Raw genomic sequence first — 17,892 nt, forward strand, 5'->3', positions numbered from 1 at the left:
CGGTGAAACCCCGGAGATGCAGGCGGCGCTGTCGGCGCTGACCTCGGCGCATCCACCGCTGGCCGAAGCCCGGCGCATTGCCGGCGCATTGCCCGACCGGCGGCGGGCCGGCGGTTTTGCGGCATTGCTGATGCTGATCGTGGAGCAGCAGGTTTCGATCGCTTCGGCGCGGGCCATCTGGGGCCGCATGCTTCAGGGCATCGACCCGATGGATGCCGAAACCGTCGCCACGCTTTCCAGCGAAGAACTCTGCGGCCTGGGACTGAGCCGGCCAAAGGCGCGGTACGCGCTGGCACTGGCGGAGGCCGTCCTGTCGGGCGACCTGCCCCTGGAACGGCTGCACGAACACTCCGATGACGAAGCGATGGCTGCGCTGACCTCGGTCACCGGAATCGGACAGTGGACCGCCGAGGTTTACCTGCTGTTCTCGCTGGGCCGCACCGACGTTTTCCCGGCCGGCGATGTGGCGCTGCAGGCTGCTGCCGGCGACATCCTCGGCCTGCCGGACCGGCCCAACGCCAAGGAACTGGCGGCTCTGGCCGAAAACTGGCGCCCGCACCGGGGCGTCGCGGCGCAACTGCTCTGGCGCTACTATGGCGTCACGCGCGGCCGGGCTGATCCGGTCGCGGTGGATCATCCGCTACAGGAGACAGGCACATGACGTCACGCCTCGACGGCCCCAGCGTTCCGCCAGCCTCCGGCACGGCGCGGCAGCTCGTGGTTCTGGTCCATGGCTACGGCGCCGACGGGAACGATCTGATCGCCCTTGCGCCGCATCTGCAGGATGCACTGCCCGACGCAGCCTTCGTCGCGCCCGACGGACCCGAACCCTGCGGCATGTCGCCGATGGGGCGGCAGTGGTTCGCCATCGATTTCGACGATCCCTCCCGCATGAGCAACGATCCGCACCAGGCCATGGAGCGGTTTTCGCGCATGGACGGGGCGGCCGACGAGGTGGCGCCCCTGCTCAACACGTTCCTGGACGAGGAACTCAAGCGCAACGGCCTCGGTCCGGAGGCGCTGGCGCTCGTCGGCTTCAGTCAGGGCACGATGATGTCGCTGCATGTCGGGCTTCGGCGCAACCCGCCGCCGGCGGCCATTCTCGGCTTCTCCGGCGCGCTGCTGGGTCCGGAGCGACTGTTGCGGGAAAGCGTGGCGCCGGTGCCCGTCCAGCTTGTCCATGGCGACAGCGACGATCTGGTGCCGCCGCTGGCCATGTTCGCGGCGGCTGGCAGCCTGGGCCGGGCCGGCGTTCCGGTCGGCTTCCACATCTCGCGCGGGATCGGGCACGGCATCGCACCGGACGGTATCGGCATCGCCGCCCGGCATCTCCGGCAGGCCTTCGAGGGCCGGCTTTCGGTTCAGCCGCCGGTTTCGAGCCCATGGCCAGGCTGAAGACATCTTGTGTCACGGGGCTGTCAAATACACCGAATATAGATTCGTTAGTGGTTGCACTTTCACAGAGTGACGGTGACAATTCGCCGGACCCAGGAACCAGCAGGGATTCGCTCAACGTAGCCGGAGGCCATGGGCTGTGTATCTGAAACCTGAGAAATATCCGGCACTTGTGCTCAATGCCGACTTCAGGCCGCTCAGCTATTTCCCGCTTTCGGTGTGGCCCTGGCAGGAGGCCGTGAAGGCTGCCTATCTCGACCGCGTCAACATCATCCAGTTCTACGACCGCAGGGTCTCCAGCCCGACCCAGTCGATGCAGTTGCCCAGCGTCATCGCGCTCAAGGAGTACGTGCGGCCGGCGCGCTATCCGGCCTTCACCCGGTTCAACCTGTTCCTGCGCGACCGCTTCAGCTGCCAGTACTGCGGGTCGCTGGAGGATCTGACCTTCGACCACGTGATCCCTCGCCGCGCCGGCGGCCGGACAACATGGGAGAACGTGGTCGCCGCCTGCGCGCCGTGCAACATTCGCAAGGGCGGCCGCATGCCCGACCGCGCCGGCATGCACCCGCGGCGCAGGCCGGTCCGGCCCACGGCGCACCAGCTCAACGACGTCGGTCGATCGTTCCCGCCGAACCACCTGCACGACAGCTGGCGGGACTATCTCTACTGGGATATCGAGCTCGAACCCTGACGAGTGTCCCCATTCCTGCCCGAATCATGTGAGAATCGGGTATGAAATAGGACTCGCAGCAGCCGCCGACTGTGGATAAAACCCCGCGTTTACAAGGGTTATGGTGCGCTGCGGCGGGCCGTAGCGGCAAGGGATCAACAGGGTAGCGACCTTGCGACGACCGACGAAACCACTGGCTGCGAGAATGGTCAGCCCCGCCGGGCTGCTGCTGAACCGGTTCGCCTTCGGCGCACTGGCGGCTGCGGCCGTCATGATGCTGGCCATTGGCGGCGCCGGCCTGCCGGGCCTCGACCGCGCCCGCACCGCGGTGCTGGACGCCGCGGCGCCCGTGCTGGACCTGATGTCCCGGCCGGTGGGCGCCGTCAACGACCTGATCGTCGAGGCCGAACGGATCACCGACGTCTATGCCGAGAACCGCAGACTGCGCGAGGAGAACCGCCGGCTGCTGCACTGGCAGGAAGTCGCCCGGCAGATGGAACGCGACAACGCCCAGTACCGGCGGCTGCTCAATGTGCGCTCCAGCACCAGTCTTCGCTATGTCACCGCGCGGGTGATCGCCGAGACCGGCGGCCCCTTTGTCCGCACACTTGTGCTCGGTGCCGGACAGCGGGACGGGGTCGAGGCGCAGCAGGCCGTGATCGACGCACGCGGTCTGGTCGGCCGGGTCACCGAAGTGGCCGGCGAGGCCTCGCGCATCCTTCTGATCACCGACCTGAACAGCCGCATTCCGGTGCTGGTCGAGGAAAGCGGGCGGCGCGCCATCCTGGCCGGCGACAACAGCGCCTGGCCGAGACTGATGTTCATGGAGGCCGAGGCCGAGATCCGGCCCGGCGACCGCATCGTCACCTCGGGCCATGGCGGCATCTTCCCGCCGGGCCTGCCGGTCGGCGTCGTCGTGCGCTCTTCGGATGCATCGCTGCGTATCCGGCCTTTCGTGCAGTGGAACCGCCTGAGCACCGTCAGCGTGCTGCGCTACCGGCCGCCCGCGCTGGATCCGGGCGCGTACGGACCGTGAGCGAAGGCCGCCTGCATCCCGCCCAGCTGCTGCTGGCGCTGCCCGGCGTCCTGACCCTGCTGCTGGTGCTCATGGAGACGGTTCCGATCGGCGCGCCCCTGCTCGGTCCGGTGCTCCCCTCCCTCACCCTGATCTCGGTCTTCGTCTGGTCGACGCAGCGGCCTGACCTCATGCCGCACTGGCTCGCCTTCTCCATCGGCCTGATCCAGGACCTCGTGATCGGCGGCCCGCTTGGGCTGAACGCGCTTCTGCTGCTGGTGATCCAGGGCGTCTGCACCAGTCAGCGCCGTTTCCTCGCCGCCGGACGGCCCTTTCTGCTGGTCTGGCTGGGCTTTGCGATCGTTGCGCTGCCGGCCGCCCTGGCGCAGTGGATCATCGCCTGCATCTACTTCACGGCGGTACTGCCGATCACCGACAGCCTGATCCAGGCCGCGCTGAATGTTGCCCTGTTCCCGGTCGCAGCCGCGCCCCTGATGTTCCTGGCGCAACGGCTGGCGCGAGGATTGCCGGCATGAAGGAGCGGATCGAGAAGGCGCGATTCCCGGTCTTCTCGCGCCGCGCGCTCGTTCTCGGCGGGGCCAAGGCCGCGCTGCTCGGCGTGCTGGCGGGACGGCTCTACTATCTCCAGGTCGTGGATGCGGACCAGTACCGGATGCTGGCCGACGAGAACCGCATGAACCTGCGCCTGCTGGCGCCGCCGCGCGGGCGAATCCTGGACCGGCGCGGCGCGGCGCTGGCGACCAACCGGCAGAACTTCCGCGTCCTGATCGTGCCCGAACAGGCCCCGTCGGTCGAGGACACGCTGGACGTCCTGAGCGGCATCGTCCACCTGGACGAACACGACCGCGCCCGGGTGCTGAAGGAAGCCGCCCGCAAGCGCAGCTTCGTGCCCATCTCGGTCGTCGACAACCTGACATGGTCGGAGTTCGCGAAAATCAGCGTCCGTACGCCGGACCTGCCGGGCATCCAGCTGGATGTCGGCGACACGCGCGACTATCCCTTCGGCGCGCACACCGCCCACACCGTCGGCTATGTCGCGCCGGTCTCGGAGAAGGACCTTCAGGACGGCGACGGCGACCCGCTGCTGGAGCTGCCCGGTTTCCGGATCGGCAAGCGCGGCCTCGAGCGCAGCCAGGAGACGGTGCTGCGCGGCCGTGCCGGCAACCAGCGCGTCGAGGTCAACGCCTTCGGCCGCGTGATCCGGGAACTCTCGCGCACCGAAGGCAGGCCTGGCGACGATGTCACGGTGACGCTGGATGCGCGCCTGCAGCGGTTTTCCATGCAGCGGCTGGCCGAGGCCGGCAGCGGCGCGGCGGTTGTCATGGACGTGCATACCGGCGACGTGCTGGCGATGGCGTCGACGCCGACGTTCGACCCCAACGCGTTCAATGTCGGACTGTCGTCGGCTGAATGGCGGCGGCTCACCCAGAACGTCCGCAAGCCGCTGACCAACAAGGCGATTTCAGGCCGGTATCCGCCGGGCTCGACCTTCAAGATGCTGGTTGCGCTGGCCGCCATGGAAACCGGCGCGGTCGGTCCCGGTCACCGGGTCTTCTGCAACGGCCGACACAAGCTGGGCAACCACACCTTCCACTGCTGGAAGCGCTGGGGCCATGGCTGGATGGACATGACCGACGCCATCACCGAGAGCTGCGACGTCTATTTCTACGAGATCGCGCGGACCGTCGGCATCGACCGCATCGCCGCCATGGCGGAGCGTTTCGGCCTGGGCCAGACCCAGCTGCCCGAGATCCCGGGCGAGCGCGCCGGCGTGGTCCCGACGAAGCTCTGGAAGGAAGGCGCAATCGGCGAACCCTGGCAGCTCGGCGAGACACTCATTGCCGGCATCGGGCAGGGCTATCTGCTGACCACGCCGCTGCAGCTCGCGACCATGACCGCGCGGCTGGCCAATGGCGAGCAGGCCGTCTCGCCCAGGCTGCTGTTCCGCGGCGACCCCAGCGCGGCCCCGCCGCTCGGCGTCGCGGAGGGTGCGCTGGATGTGGTCCGCCGCGGCATGTTCGATGTGGTGAACGGCAAGCGCGGCACCGCCAGGGCCGCTAAGCTTGAGGACGAACGGTGGCAGATGGCCGGGAAGACCGGCACCGCGCAGGTCCGCCGCATCAGCAAGGCCGAACGCGAGTCCGGCGTGATCAAGAACGAGGATCTCGAGTGGCGCTCCCGCGACCATGCGCTGTTCGTCTGCTACGCACCCTTCGATGCGCCGCGCTACGCGATCTCGGTTCTGATCGAGCATGGCGGCAGCGGCTCGGCGACGGCGGCGCCGGTCGCGCGCGACATCATGCAGGAGACCCTGGACCTGGATCCCTCGAGGGCGCGGGTCGCAGAGAAGAAGCCGGAACAGGAGGACGGATAGATCATGTCGGTCTCCTACCGCTCCGGCGAACCGCATCTCGGTATCGGGCGGAAGCTGCTTCGCCTCGACTGGCTGCTGGTATTGCTGATCTCGATGACCGCGGGCATCGGCTTCGTCATGCTCTACTCGGCCGCGAACGGGTCGTTGGAGCCATGGGCGGTGCGCCAGATGATGCGCTTCGGCATGGGCATGGGCATGCTGATCGTCATCGCCCTGATCGACATCCGGTTCTGGATGCGTTGGGCCTACGCCTTCTACGCCATCGCGCTGGCCTTGCTGATCGGCGTGGAGATCGCGGGCACGACGGGCATGGGCGCGACGCGCTGGATCAATCTCGGGTTCATCAACCTGCAGCCGTCCGAGGTCATGAAGATCGCGCTGGTGCTGGCGCTGGCCCGGTATTTTCACGGCCGCTCGCTTGAGGAAGTGGGGCGGATCACCTATCTGCTGCCCCCCCTGGTGCTGGTGGCCATGCCCACGGCGCTGGTGCTGAAGCAGCCGGATCTCGGCACCGCCCTGCTGCTGGTCGCCGGCAGCGCCGTGGTCTTCTTCCTCGCCGGCGTGCGGATCTGGAAGTTCGCATTGGCCGCCGCAGCCGGCCTGGGCGCGCTGCCGATCGTCTGGTCGCAGCTTCACGAATACCAGAAGAGCCGCGTGCTGACCTTCCTGAACCCCGAGCGCGACCCGCTGGGCGCCGGGTACCACATCACCCAGTCCAAGATCGCCCTGGGCTCGGGCGGCGTTTCGGGCAAGGGCTTCCTGGAAGGCACCCAGAGTCATCTGAATTTCCTGCCGGAAATGCGGACCGACTTCATCTTCACCATGCTGGCCGAGGAATTCGGCATGATGGGAGCTGTCGGCCTCCTCGGTCTCTACGGCCTGATCCTTATCTATGCCTACGTCATCGGCTTCCGGTCCCGGAACCAGTTCGGGCGCCTGACCGCGCTGGGTATCGCGGCGACCTTCTTCCTCTACATCTTCATCAATGTCGGGATGGTCACCGGCATCCTTCCGGTGGTCGGCGTGCCGCTGCCGCTGATCTCATACGGTGGCACGGCGATGCTCACCCTGATGATCGGCTTCGGGCTGATCCTGTCGGTCTCGATCCACCGGCACGTGGAGATCGCCCGGAACGAGGGCTGATCAGCTACCGGCCTTGTCCCGGGCAATGGCCGCCCGGACCAAAGCAATGGCCTCCGGGCTGTCCCATTCCGCCGGGCCGACCAGCCGACCGATTTCCCGCCCCTCGCGATCGAGAATGAGCGTGAGCGGCAGTCCGAACGCCTTCAGCGCCATGCCGAGCCGGGCCGACGGATCGATGTAGAAGTCGAGGTTCTCGACACCGATCTCCTCCAGGAAGGTCTTTGCCTTGTCCGGCCGGCGGTCGACCGAGACCGCCGCGACATGGAAATCATCGCCCTGGAGCTGACCCGCAAGGCGGTCGATCGACGGCATCTCGTGGCGGCACGGCGCGCACCAGGTGGCCCAAAGATTGACCAGCACCACCTTGCCCCTGAACGCGTCGAAACCCAGCTTCTCGCCGTCGGCGTTCTGGAACGTCGCCTCGGCCAGCGCCTGCGGTTCGTCATGCGCGGTGAAATTCTGGACATGGCCGGTGGCGAATTCCGACAGCGGGGGTTCCGCTGAGGCCACTTGCAGACTAAGGATCAGCGCCAGGGCGGCGCCCGGCAGAACTCGCAGCATCTCTCTCAGGACCTTCCGAAAACCATGTCCGATTCAAAGACCAGCAATACCATGTGGGGCGGCCGGTTCGAGGGCGGTCCGGCAAAAGTGATGGAGAAGATCAACGCCTCCATCGGCTACGATCAGCGCTTCTATGCCCAGGACATCCAGGGGTCGGTTGCCCACGCCACCATGTTGGCCGATCGCGGCATCCTGACAAGGGAGGACCTGGACCGGATCGTCGAGGGTCTGAACACAATCCTGCGAGAGATCGAGGGCGGCGGCTTCGATTTCCGGCCCGACCTTGAAGATATCCACATGAATGTCGAGAACCGGCTGCGGGAACTGATCGGCGACGCCGCCGGGCGGCTGCACACCGCGCGCAGCCGCAACGATCAGGTCGCGACCGATTTCAGGCTCTGGATCCGCGACACCATCGACCGCATCGACGGCATGCTGTTCGATCTGCAGAAGGCCCTGCTGGGACAGGCCGAGGCGCATGCCGACAGCGTCATGCCCGGCTTCACCCATCTCCAGGTCGCTCAGCCGGTCACCTTCGGTCACCACATGATGGCCTATGTCGAGATGGCCGGGCGGGACCGGGACCGTTTCGCCGATACCCGCCGACGCCTCAACGAATGTCCGCTGGGCTCTGCAGCGCTGGCGGGAACCTCGTTCCCCATCGACCGGGAGCAGACGGCGAAGGCGCTCGGCTTCGACCGTCCGACAGCGAACAGCCTGGATGCCGTCTCCGACCGCGACTTCGCGCTGGACTTCCTGCATGCAGCCAATGTCTGCGCCATGCACCTGTCGCGGCTGGCCGAGGAACTGGTGATCTGGTCGTCGGCGCAGTTCGGATTCGTGAAGCTGTCGGATGCCTTCTCGACCGGTTCGTCGATCATGCCGCAGAAGCGGAACCCGGACGCCGCCGAACTGGTGAAGGCCAAGATCGGTCGCGTTCTGGGGGCCTATGTCGCCTTCACCACGGTCATGAAGGGCCTGCCCATGGCCTATGGCAAGGACATGCAGGAGGACAAGGAAGCGGTCTTTGATGCTGCGGACACCATCGAACTGGCGATCACGGCCTCGACCGGCATGATCGCCGATCTGATGCCCGACACGGACGCGCTCAGGAACGCGGCATCGCAGGGCTTCGCCACTGCAACCGATTTCGCGGACTGGCTGGTCCAGAACCTCGACATGCCCTTCCGCGACGCCCATCACGCCACCGGCGCGGCGGTCAAGCTGGCGGAGACGAAGGGGTGCGATCTCGGCGACCTGCCGCTCGCTGAACTGCAGAAGATCGTTCCGGAACTGACCGAGGCGGTGTTCGACGCGCTGACCGTCGAGAAGGCCGTGCACGGCCGCAACAGCTATGGCGGCACTGCGCCCGATCAGGTGCGCGCCCAGATCGCCCGCTGGAAGGAGAAGCTGGCATGAGAACCGCGCTGATCCTGGCTTTCGCGGCCCTGCTCGCGCTGACGGCTTGCGGCAAGAAGGGCGATCCCAAGCCGCCGCCGACGGCGGCGGAACTCGAGGCCGAGAAGAAGACCGACGAATGAACCACTTCGAATATCGGGACGGCCGCCTCCACGTGGAGGACGTGCCGCTGGCGGACATCGCCGCAGAAGTCGGCACGCCGGCCTATGTCTATTCCTCGGCCACGCTGCGGCGGCACTACAAGGTCTTCGCGGCGTCGCTGGCCAGCGCCATGCCCGGCGGGCGGCACACGGTCTGCTATTCGGTGAAGGCCAACTCCAACCAGGCGGTCATCGGGGTTCTGGCTGCGATGGGATCCGGCGCCGACGTCGTCTCGGGCGGCGAGCTGAAGCGCGCGCTGAAGGCCGGCATTCCGGCGGAGAAGATCGTCTTTTCCGGCGTCGGCAAGACCTCGGCCGAGATGCGGCAGGCGCTGGAAGCCGGCATCAAGCAGTTCAATGTCGAGAGCGAACCCGAACTCGCGGTCCTGTCCGAGGTCGCGCTGGGCATGGGCGTCCGGGCGCCGGTGGCGTTCCGGGTCAATCCCGATGTCGATGCCGAGACCCACGCCAAGATCTCGACCGGCAAGGCGGAGAACAAGTTCGGCATCCCCTTCGACCAGGCGCGGGACATCTACCGGCTGGCGGCCGCGCTGCCCTCGATCGATGTCATTGGCGTCGATGTCCATATCGGCTCCCAGCTGACGCGGCTGGCGCCGTTCGAGAGCGCCTTCGCCAGGGTCGCGGAGTTGACGGCGCAGCTGCGCGCAGACGGCCACAGGATCCGGACGCTGGATCTGGGCGGCGGGCTTGGCATTCCCTATGTCCGGAACGCGCCCTGGCCGCAGCCCGACGCCTATGCCGGCATCATCGGACGCACCGTGGGACATCTGGGCTGCGAGCTGATCTTCGAGCCGGGCCGCATGATCACCGGCAATGCGGGTGTGCTGATGTCGTCCGTGATCTACGTGAAGCAGGGCACCAACCGCCGGTTCGTGATCCTGGATGCGGCGATGAACGACCTGATCCGACCGGCCATGTACGACGCGCATCACGAGATCCTGCCCGAGACCCAGCCGGAGGACGATGACGCCTGGGACCGCGCCGATCTGGTGGGTCCGGTCTGTGAGAGCGGCGACACCTTCGCCCGAGATTGTGAAGTGCCCCCCCTCGCCGCCGGTGATATCCTCTGTTTCGAGACTGCCGGTGCATATGGTGCCGTGATGTCGTCGACCTACAATACGAGGCCCTTGGTGGCCGAAGTTCTGGTGGACGGCGACCGCTTCGCCATTGTGCGGCCGCGCGAGGACGTGGACAGCCTGATCGGCCGCGACCGGCTGCCACCCTGGATGCAGGAGGATGCGGCCGGCTGACGTCCCGCCTCGCGGGACCCGACGAGGAGATCGAATGGCGGACGGCACCGGTCGACACGAAGCCGATATCCTGGAGCGCGACGCCCGGCGGCGCCTCAACCGGAAACTGGCAGCAACCCGCGCCGCCATTGCGCTTGAGCGCCTCATCCCCCTGATCTGGCCGCCCCTCGCGGTTCTGCTTGCCGCCGTCGGCCTTTCCGCCTCCGGCCTTCTCGACAGTCTTCCCGGGTGGCTGCATCTCGTGGTGCTGCTGAGCGGCGCCGGTCTGGTGTTCGCACTGATCTTCAGGGGCGCGCTGCGGTTCCGTCTTCCCGGCAGCGGGGATGCGGCCAGGCGTCTGGAAGCGGACGAATTGCTCCACCGTCCCCTGACCGCGATGAACGACCGGCTGGCGCTGGGCGGCGGCGACACGGATGCCGAATCGCTCTGGCAGGCGCACCGGCGGCGGATGGCCGCTCGGATCGAGGCGCTGAGAGCCCCTTCGCCGCAGCCGGACATGCCGCGCCGTGATCCGCTGGCTCTCCGCTTCGCCGCAGTAATGCTGCTCGTTCTGGGTCTCGCGTTCGGCAGCGGCGATCTCGGCGGCAATCTGCTGGCGGCGGTGTCGCCAAGCCTCGATACCGGCAGCGACGAACCTGTCACCCTGGAAGCCTGGATCACGCCGCCGGCCTATACCGGCCGCCCGCCGGTCTTCATGGCCGTCGATCAGGAGGGCGGGCCGCGGCCCCTCACGGTGCCTGTCAACAGCAAGCTTCTGGCCCGCTTCCATGGTCCGGGCGACGCGACGCTGAGCATCGGAGAGGCCGAGACCCCCTTCGAACGCGTCACCGAGCGCGACCAGCAACTGGAGAAGCCGATCACCGAAGGCGGCCTGATGCGTATCGCCCGGGACGGCGATGCGATGGGCGCCTGGCAGGTCAAGGTCATTCCCGACAACGCCCCTGCGGTCGAGATCACCGAGGCCCCGTCCTCGACACTGCGTGGCGCCCTGCGCATCGCCTACGCGGCGACGGACGACTACGGCCTGACGCTGGTCGCGGCCCGGATCCGCCGGGACGGCGCAGATGACGAGACCCGCCTTGAACTGCCGCTGCCCGGCAGCCGCCGCACCACCATTTCGGACGTCGTCTTCAGGGATCTGACCGATCACCGCTGGGCGGGCCTGGAGGTCGAGCTGTCGCTGGAGGTCCGCGACGAGGCCGGCCAGACCGGCGTCAGCGAACCTGTGCGCATGATCCTGCCGGAACGCGATTTTTCGCAGCCCGCCGCGCGGGCCGTGGTCGAACAGCGCCGCAAGCTGATCGCGGATGCCGATGCCAACCGCAGCTGGGTGGTCCGGGCCATCGAGGCGCTGCAGATCAACCCCGGCACCTACAATGACGATCTCGCCGCCCATCTGATGCTGTCGCTCGCCCGCGCCGAACTGCGCGACAGCGGCTCGGCGGAGACTGTATCCCGCAATGAGGAGCTTCTCTGGCGGACCGCGCTCAGGATCGAGGAAGGCCAGTTGTCGGTCGCCCTGAACAAGCTGCGTGAGATCCAGGAAAAGCTGATGGAGGCGCTGGCAAACGGCGCATCCGAGGAAGAAATCCAGAAGCTGATGGACGAGCTGCAGCAGGCCATGAATGATTATCTTCAGGCCATGCAGCAGCAGGCGATGGACCGCCTTCAGAACGGCGAGATGTCGGAACAGCAGTCGGAGCAGGGCCAGCAGATCGAGCAGCGGGCGCTGTCCGACCTGCTCGACAAGGCCCGCGAGCTTTCGCGTTCCGGCGCCCGCGACAAGGCGCGCGAGATGCTGTCGCAGCTCCAGAACATGCTGGAGAACCTGCAGATGGGCACGCAGTCGCAGGCAGCGCAGGCCGAACAGCAGGCCGACCAGATGCTGGACGAACTCGGCCGCATGATGCAGCAGCAGCAGCAGTTGATGGACGAGACCTTCCGCCGCCAGCAGCAGCAGCAACGACCCGAATCCCGTCCGCCCTCGCAGCGCGATCCGTTTTCCTCGCCCCGGCGGAACCGCTTCGGCCGCTCACCGAACACCGACACCGAGAATCCCTCGCGGGGCGGCCAGCCCGGCGAGATGAGCGACGAGGATCTGGCCTCCGCCCAGGAACGCCTGCGCCGGCGGCTGAACGACCTGCTGCAGCAGCTGGGCGAGAACGGCAACGAGATCCCCGGCGAACTGGGCGAGGCGGAAGGATCGATGCGCGACGCGGAGGGCGCCCTGGGCGAAGGCAACCGCCAGTCGGCGCTGGGCAGCCAGTCGGAGGCCCTGGACCAGCTGCGCCGTGGCACGGAATTTGTGATGGAAGACATGGCCAGCCGCGGCCAGAACCAGGGGCAGAGCAACGAGGGTTCCAGCCAGGCCGGGATGGACGGTCAGGACACCGACCCGCTTGGCCGGACACCTACCGAAACCTGGGGCGACGCCTCGGAGGATCTGGTGCCCGGCGAGAGCGCATTGCAGCGATCCCGCGAGATCCTGGATGAACTCCGCCGTCGCTCCGGCCAACGGCACCGTAGTATCATGGAACTCGACTATATCGAGCGGCTGTTGAAGCAGTTTTAGGCAGTTCCGGACCGCCCCTTGCGTTTGCACAACAAAGCTGCAAGGCTCTGACCAAGTCCGGGAGGAAATTCGGACGCGCGCTAGAGATCGGCTTGAAAAAATGCCGACCGGCGTTGAAACGAGGACGCCCTCGACGGCGTCGAACAGGGATGGCAAGAGAGCGATTGCATGGGTGAAACGACGCCAGGCGTCACGGGCGGAGATCCCTTCGTCAGTTTCCAGGAAGTGCAGAAGAGCTACGACGGCGAAACGCTGGTCGTTAAGAACCTGAATCTCGACATCGCAAAAGGTGAATTCGTGACAATGCTGGGCCCGTCGGGCTCGGGCAAGACCACGTGCCTGATGATGCTCGCCGGGTTCGAGACTCCGACGCACGGCAAGGTCATCCTGGACGGCCAGCCGCTGAACAACGTACCGCCGCACAAGCGCGACATCGGCATGGTGTTCCAGAATTATGCCCTGTTCCCGCACATGACGGTGGCGGAGAACCTCGCATTTCCGCTGAAGGTGCGGAACATGTCGAAGTCCGAGATGGAGCAGCGGGTCCAGCGGGCGCTGGACATGGTCCAGCTCGGCACCTTCGGACACCGCCGCCCGGCCCAGCTGTCCGGCGGCCAGCAGCAGCGCGTCGCCGTGGCGCGCGCCCTGGTGTTCGACCCGAAGCTGGTGCTGATGGACGAACCGCTGGGTGCCCTGGACAAGCAGCTGCGCGAGCAGATGCAGTACGAGATCAAGCACATCCACGACAATCTCGGCGTCACCGTGGTCTATGTGACCCACGACCAGGCCGAGGCCCTGACCATGTCGAACAGGATCGCCGTGTTCAACGACGGCGTCATCCAGCAGCTGGCCCCGCCGAATGATCTCTATGAACGGCCCGACAACGCGTTCGTTGCGCAGTTCATCGGCGAGAACAACAAGCTGGGCGGCAAGGTCGAAGCCATCGAGAACGGCATCTGCAAGGTGCGCCTCGACAATGGCGAGACCGCGACCGCGCTTTCCATCAGCGATGGCGGCGTCGGCGGCGAGACCATGCTGTCCGTTCGCCCGGAACGCGTCTTCATCGGCGACGAGGCGAAAGACTGCGACACCTCGGTGACCGGAAAGGTCGAGGAGTTGATCTACCTCGGCGACCACATCCGCACCCGGATGACGGTGTGCGGACGCGACGACTTCGTGGTGAAGATCCCCAATTCCACCGAACGCGCCGGGCTGGAGCCCGGCAACCAGGTTGCCCTGGGCTGGCGGACCAAGGACTGCCGGGCGCTGGACCGTCCGGAAGGCCTGTAGACGCCGGTTCACGGCTAACAACGCCGAAGAACCTAGACAGGAGGCTATATATGAAACGCTTAGCTTTGACGGCCGTTGCGGCGGCTATGGCTGGCGCAGCCGGTCTTGCCGGCCCCGCGTCGGCCGAGACCGAACTGGTCGTGGTCAGCTGGGGTGGCGCCTATTCCGCCAGCCAGCAGAACGCCTATCACGACCCCTACATGAAGATGAATCCGGACATCAGCATCGTGAACGATGACTCCTCGTCCGAGGCCGTGGCCAAGCTGCGCGCCATGAACGAGGCCGGCAACGTGACCTGGGACCTGGTCGACGTGGTCGCCGCCGACGCCATCCGTCTCTGCGATGAAGGCCTGGCCGAGATCATCGACCATGACAAGGCGCTGGCTCCGGCGCCCGACGGCACCCCGGCCTCCAAGGATTTCGGCGACCTGATCGTCTCCGAGTGCTTCATTCCGCAGATCGTGTATTCCACCACCTGGGGCTACCGCAGCGATCTGCTGGAGAAGGCGCCCACGGATGTCTGCGCCGTGTTCGACACCGCGACCTATCCGGGCAAGCGCTCGATGGAAAAGAACCCGATCAACAACCTCGAATGGGCTCTGATCTGCGACGGCGTCGATCCGGCGAACGTCTATGAGGTCCTCGGCACGCCGGAAGGCGTCGAGCAGGCGCTGGCCAAGCTGGACACCATCAAGGACCAGGTTGTCTGGTGGACCAAGGGCGCCCAGCCGCCGCAGCTTCTGGCCGATGGCGAGGTCGTGATGGCTTCGGCCTACAATGGCCGTCTCTTCTCGGCGATCGAGGAAGAGAAGCAGCCGATCAAGATGCTGTGGGACTGGCAGGTGTTCGATCTGGACGGCTGGATCGTTCCGGTCGGCACCAAGAACAAGGAAGCGGTCATGAAGTACCTGCACTTCGCGACCGACACCCAGCGTCTGGCTGACCAGGCCAAGTACATCTCGTACGGCCCGGCCCGTCAGTCGTCCGCGCCGCTGGTCGGCAAGCATGAATCGCTGGGCATCGACATGGCCCCGCACATGCCGACCGATCCGAACAACGCGAAGACCACCCTGCTCTACAACTACGAGTTCTGGGCGGACAACCGCGACGACATCGACGAGCGTTTCCAGGCCTGGCTGCTGCAGTAAGGCTTGAACGAACGGGTTCCGGGGCGGCTGAAGCCGCCCCGGCATTCCCGGTCCGGCTTCATCCCCGAACCGCGCTGCGTCGCGGCTCCGGCATGAAGGGCAAGGCATTCTAGACGATCAGAGGGGCGATCCGGCATGAGTGAGGCGACAGCTTCCGAAACACGCCTCGTTACCGCGGACGGGCGTCCGTTGAAGGCGGCGCTGCGGCGTGCGCTCTTCCGCAAGAAGCTCATCGCGCTCGGCATGGTGCTGCCGCTGTTCCTGTTCATCGCCGCCACCTTCATCATCCCAATCGCCAACATGCTCGTCCGCTCGGTCGACAACGAGATCGTGGCGGAGATCCTCCCGCGTACCGTCGTTGCACTGGAAAGCTGGGACGAGATGTCGGGCACCCTGCCCGACGAGCCGGTCTACGAGGCCATGGTGCTGGACCTCCAGGACGCCCGGAAGGCCCGGACCAACACCAAGGTCGGCCAGCGCCTGAACTACGAGAAACCGGGCATGTCGAGCCTGTTCCGCGGTTCGGCGCGGAAAGCCGGCCGGATGGACGAGGGTCCCTACAAGGAAAAACTGATCGACGCCGACAGGGACTGGGGCGACATCGAGACCTGGCAGGTCATCAAGCAATTCTCAGGTCCCTACACCGCCGGCTATTTCCTCGCCGCGGTCGATGCGAAACCGGCGGTGGACGGTTCCGTCGAATTCGTCGAGAGCGAGAAGGCGATCTACGGCAAGCTGTTCCTGCGAACCATCGTGCTGTCGACGCTGATCACCGTGCTGACGCTGGTGCTCGGATTCCCGATCGCCCTGCTGATCGCGACCCAGCCGGCCCGGATCGGCAACCTGCTGATCATCTGCGTCCTGCTGCCCTTCTGGACGTCGTTGCTGGTCAGGACGACATCCTGGATCGCCCTGTTGCAGCAGAAGGGCGTGATCAACGACATCCTGGTGTTCCTCGGTGTGGTCTCCGACGACGGCCGGCTGTCCATGATCTACAATGCGACGGGTACGGTCATCGCAATGACCCACATCCTGCTGCCCTTCATGGTGCTGCCGCTCTACAGCGTGATGAAGACAATTCCGCCCAGCTACATGCGGGCGGCAACGTCCCTCGGCGCGCATCCGTTCCCGGCCTTCTGGAAAATCTACTTCCCGAACACCATTCCGGGCATCGGCGCCGGCGCTATCCTCGTCTTCATCCTGGCCATCGGCTACTACATCACGCCGGAACTGGTCGGCGGCACGGACGGCACGTTCATCTCGAACCGCATCGCCTACAACATCTCGTCGTCACTGAACTGGGGACTGGCAGCCGCGCTGGGCGTGATCCTGCTCGGCATCGTGCTCGTCTTCTACATTCTCTACGACAAGATCGTGGGCATCGATAACATGAAGCTTGGATAGACATGGCGGCTCTTCCTCCATACGCCTCCCCGGTCGAGCGGGTCTGGTACTACAGCTTCCGCGTCATCTGCGCGCTGATCCTGTTCTTCCTGGTGTTTCCGCTGATCGTGATTGTTCCGCTCAGCTTCAATGCCGAGCCGTTCTTCACCTTCACCGACGAGATGATGGCGCTGGACCCGGCAGGCTACTCGCTCGAGTGGTACAGGGATTTCCTGACCAATCCGAACTGGCAGGGCGCGGTCTGGAATTCGGTCGTCATCGCGTTCTTCGCGACGCTGATTTCCACCAGTCTGGGTACCCTGGCGGCCCTCGGCCTGTCGCGGCCGGTCATGCCCTTCCGCACGCTGGTGATGTCGCTCCTGATCTCGCCGATGATCGTCCCGCTGATCATCTCGGCCGCGGGCATGTTCTTCTTCTACAGCTCGATCGGCCTCCAGGGCACGCATATCGGCGTCATCCTGGCCCACGCCGCGCTGGGCACGCCATTCGTGGTCATCACCGTGACGGCGACGCTGGTCGGCTTCGACAACAACCTGATCCGCGCCTCGTCGAGTCTCGGCGCGACCCCGGTGACGACCTTCTTCAAGGTGATCGTACCCTTGATCACCCCGGGCGTGATTTCGGGTGCATTGTTCGCCTTCATCACCTCCTTCGACGAGGTCGTCGTGGTGCTGTTCGTCGGTTCCTTCGACCAGCGCACCATTCCCTGGCAGATGTTCTCGGGGATCCGGGAGCAGATCAGCCCGACCATCCTGGCCGTGGCGACATTGCTCACCTTTGTCTCGATGTGCCTGCTGTTCACGCTGGAGCTTCTCCGCCGCCGCAACGAGCGGATGCGCGGCATCCGCGAGACCTGAGGCCGATTGACCGCGGCTGGGCAGCACACTATGTACAGAATTCTGTACAGGAGCTCCCTGATGACGCGACAGATGACCTACACCGAACTCCGTCAGGGGCTGAAGGAAGCCTGCGATACAGTTTGCGAGGAGCACGAACCGCTGCTGATCAGCCGGCGCAACGGCAAGGACGTGGTCGTCCTTTCAAAGGACGACTACGACGCGCTGGAGGAAACCGCCTACCTGATGCGGTCTCCGGCAAATGCCCGGCGCCTGTTGAAGGCAATGAATGCCGATCCCGCCGAGCGCGTGGCCTTCGACGATCTCGAAAGCCTGAAACGTGCGCTTGGTGTTTGACCCGGCCGCTCTCGAAGACCTTCAGTTCTGGGTTCGCACCGACCGCCGGAAATCCGAACGCATCCTGAAACTGCTCGAGGCAGTGCTTCGCGATCCGTTCGAGGGGCCTGGCAAACCGGAACGGCTCAGGTTCGGACGCACGGGTCAATGGTCGCGCCGCATCGACCAGGAGCATCGGCTCGTCTATCAGGTCGACGACGACGACTTGATCATTCTGAGTTGCCGTTACCACTACGAGTGATTGACGCTGGGGCACAGTGGACAGGCCCGCAGCCT

At 65.9% G+C, this 17,892-nt stretch carries 18 protein-coding genes; 17 read left to right on the forward strand and 1 reads right to left on the reverse strand.

Annotated features, from left to right (window positions below):
• Positions 1 to 16: 16 nt before the first annotated feature.
• From ACMVY4_RS20800 to rodA, 7 genes are all read left to right on the forward strand, one after another.
• Entirely contained in the window at positions 17 to 661 is a 645-nt protein-coding gene (locus ACMVY4_RS20800) for a DNA-3-methyladenine glycosylase family protein (protein ID WP_416900370.1), read from the forward strand.
• Positions 658 to 1,395: an alpha/beta hydrolase gene (locus tag ACMVY4_RS20805; protein WP_416897855.1), complete on the forward strand. Its 738-nt coding sequence runs from the start codon at positions 658 to 660 to the stop codon at positions 1,393 to 1,395. The genes ACMVY4_RS20800 and ACMVY4_RS20805 overlap by 4 nt, the downstream gene beginning before the upstream one ends.
• 139 nt (positions 1,396 to 1,534) lie before the next feature.
• Entirely contained in the window at positions 1,535 to 2,086 is a 552-nt protein-coding gene (locus ACMVY4_RS20810) for an HNH endonuclease (protein ID WP_416897856.1), read from the forward strand.
• A 184-nt stretch (positions 2,087 to 2,270) separates the two neighbouring features.
• Positions 2,271 to 3,101 carry a rod shape-determining protein MreC gene (gene mreC / locus ACMVY4_RS20815; RefSeq protein WP_416897857.1) on the forward strand — a complete coding sequence of 277 codons (831 nt, stop codon included), beginning with the start codon at positions 2,271 to 2,273 and terminating at the stop codon, positions 3,099 to 3,101.
• Positions 3,098 to 3,616, forward strand: coding sequence for a rod shape-determining protein MreD (mreD, locus tag ACMVY4_RS20820; RefSeq protein WP_416897858.1), 519 nt, complete (start codon positions 3,098 to 3,100; stop codon positions 3,614 to 3,616). The genes mreC and mreD overlap by 4 nt, the downstream gene beginning before the upstream one ends.
• Positions 3,613 to 5,475, forward strand: a complete 1,863-nt coding sequence (mrdA, locus tag ACMVY4_RS20825) for a penicillin-binding protein 2 (RefSeq protein ID WP_416897859.1) — start codon at positions 3,613 to 3,615, stop codon at positions 5,473 to 5,475. Before mreD ends, mrdA begins: the two co-directional genes overlap by 4 nt.
• A gap of 3 nt (positions 5,476 to 5,478) precedes the next feature.
• Positions 5,479 to 6,618, forward strand: coding sequence for a rod shape-determining protein RodA (gene rodA / locus ACMVY4_RS20830; protein WP_416897860.1), 1,140 nt, complete (start codon positions 5,479 to 5,481; stop codon positions 6,616 to 6,618).
• Here rodA and ACMVY4_RS20835 read toward each other — a convergent pair whose 3' ends face one another.
• Positions 6,619 to 7,179 (reverse strand): TlpA family protein disulfide reductase, encoded by a 561-nt coding sequence (locus ACMVY4_RS20835; RefSeq protein ID WP_416897861.1) that lies wholly within the window; start codon positions 7,177 to 7,179, stop codon positions 6,619 to 6,621.
• A 24-nt stretch (positions 7,180 to 7,203) separates the two neighbouring features.
• On the opposite strand from ACMVY4_RS20835, the gene argH reads away from it, so the two are divergent.
• The 10 genes from argH (at position 7,204) to ACMVY4_RS20885 (ending at position 17,857) form a co-directional block, all read left to right on the forward strand.
• Positions 7,204 to 8,598, forward strand: a complete 1,395-nt coding sequence (gene argH / locus ACMVY4_RS20840; RefSeq protein ID WP_416897862.1) for an argininosuccinate lyase — start codon at positions 7,204 to 7,206, stop codon at positions 8,596 to 8,598.
• On the forward strand, positions 8,595 to 8,720 hold the full coding sequence (gene lptM, locus ACMVY4_RS20845; protein WP_416897863.1) for an LPS translocon maturation chaperone LptM: 126 nt from the start codon (positions 8,595 to 8,597) through the stop codon (positions 8,718 to 8,720). The genes argH and lptM overlap by 4 nt, the downstream gene beginning before the upstream one ends.
• Entirely contained in the window at positions 8,717 to 10,009 is a 1,293-nt protein-coding gene (gene lysA, locus ACMVY4_RS20850; RefSeq protein WP_416897864.1) for a diaminopimelate decarboxylase, read from the forward strand. Before lptM ends, lysA begins: the two co-directional genes overlap by 4 nt.
• 34 nt (positions 10,010 to 10,043) lie before the next feature.
• Positions 10,044 to 12,581, forward strand: coding sequence for a TIGR02302 family protein (locus tag ACMVY4_RS20855; protein ID WP_416897865.1), 2,538 nt, complete (start codon positions 10,044 to 10,046; stop codon positions 12,579 to 12,581).
• 168 nt (positions 12,582 to 12,749) lie between these two features.
• Positions 12,750 to 13,871 carry an ABC transporter ATP-binding protein gene (locus tag ACMVY4_RS20860; RefSeq protein ID WP_416897866.1) on the forward strand — a complete coding sequence of 374 codons (1,122 nt, stop codon included), beginning with the start codon at positions 12,750 to 12,752 and terminating at the stop codon, positions 13,869 to 13,871.
• Positions 13,872 to 13,921: 50 nt separating this feature from the next.
• Positions 13,922 to 15,019, forward strand: a complete 1,098-nt coding sequence (locus ACMVY4_RS20865; protein ID WP_416897867.1) for an extracellular solute-binding protein — start codon at positions 13,922 to 13,924, stop codon at positions 15,017 to 15,019.
• A gap of 135 nt (positions 15,020 to 15,154) precedes the next feature.
• Positions 15,155 to 16,423, forward strand: coding sequence for an ABC transporter permease (locus ACMVY4_RS20870; RefSeq protein WP_416897868.1), 1,269 nt, complete (start codon positions 15,155 to 15,157; stop codon positions 16,421 to 16,423).
• 2 nt (positions 16,424 to 16,425) lie between these two features.
• Positions 16,426 to 17,280, forward strand: coding sequence for an ABC transporter permease (locus ACMVY4_RS20875; RefSeq protein WP_416897869.1), 855 nt, complete (start codon positions 16,426 to 16,428; stop codon positions 17,278 to 17,280).
• Positions 17,281 to 17,340: 60 nt separating this feature from the next.
• On the forward strand, positions 17,341 to 17,616 hold the full coding sequence (locus tag ACMVY4_RS20880; protein WP_416897870.1) for a type II toxin-antitoxin system Phd/YefM family antitoxin: 276 nt from the start codon (positions 17,341 to 17,343) through the stop codon (positions 17,614 to 17,616).
• Positions 17,600 to 17,857 carry a Txe/YoeB family addiction module toxin gene (locus ACMVY4_RS20885; protein ID WP_416897871.1) on the forward strand — a complete coding sequence of 86 codons (258 nt, stop codon included), beginning with the start codon at positions 17,600 to 17,602 and terminating at the stop codon, positions 17,855 to 17,857. Before ACMVY4_RS20880 ends, ACMVY4_RS20885 begins: the two co-directional genes overlap by 17 nt.
• Positions 17,858 to 17,892: the final 35 nt, after the last annotated feature.

Origin of the sequence: Minwuia sp. (genome assembly GCF_048007105.1) — a bacterium.
Classification (GTDB): Bacteria; Pseudomonadota; Alphaproteobacteria; order Minwuiales; family Minwuiaceae; genus Minwuia.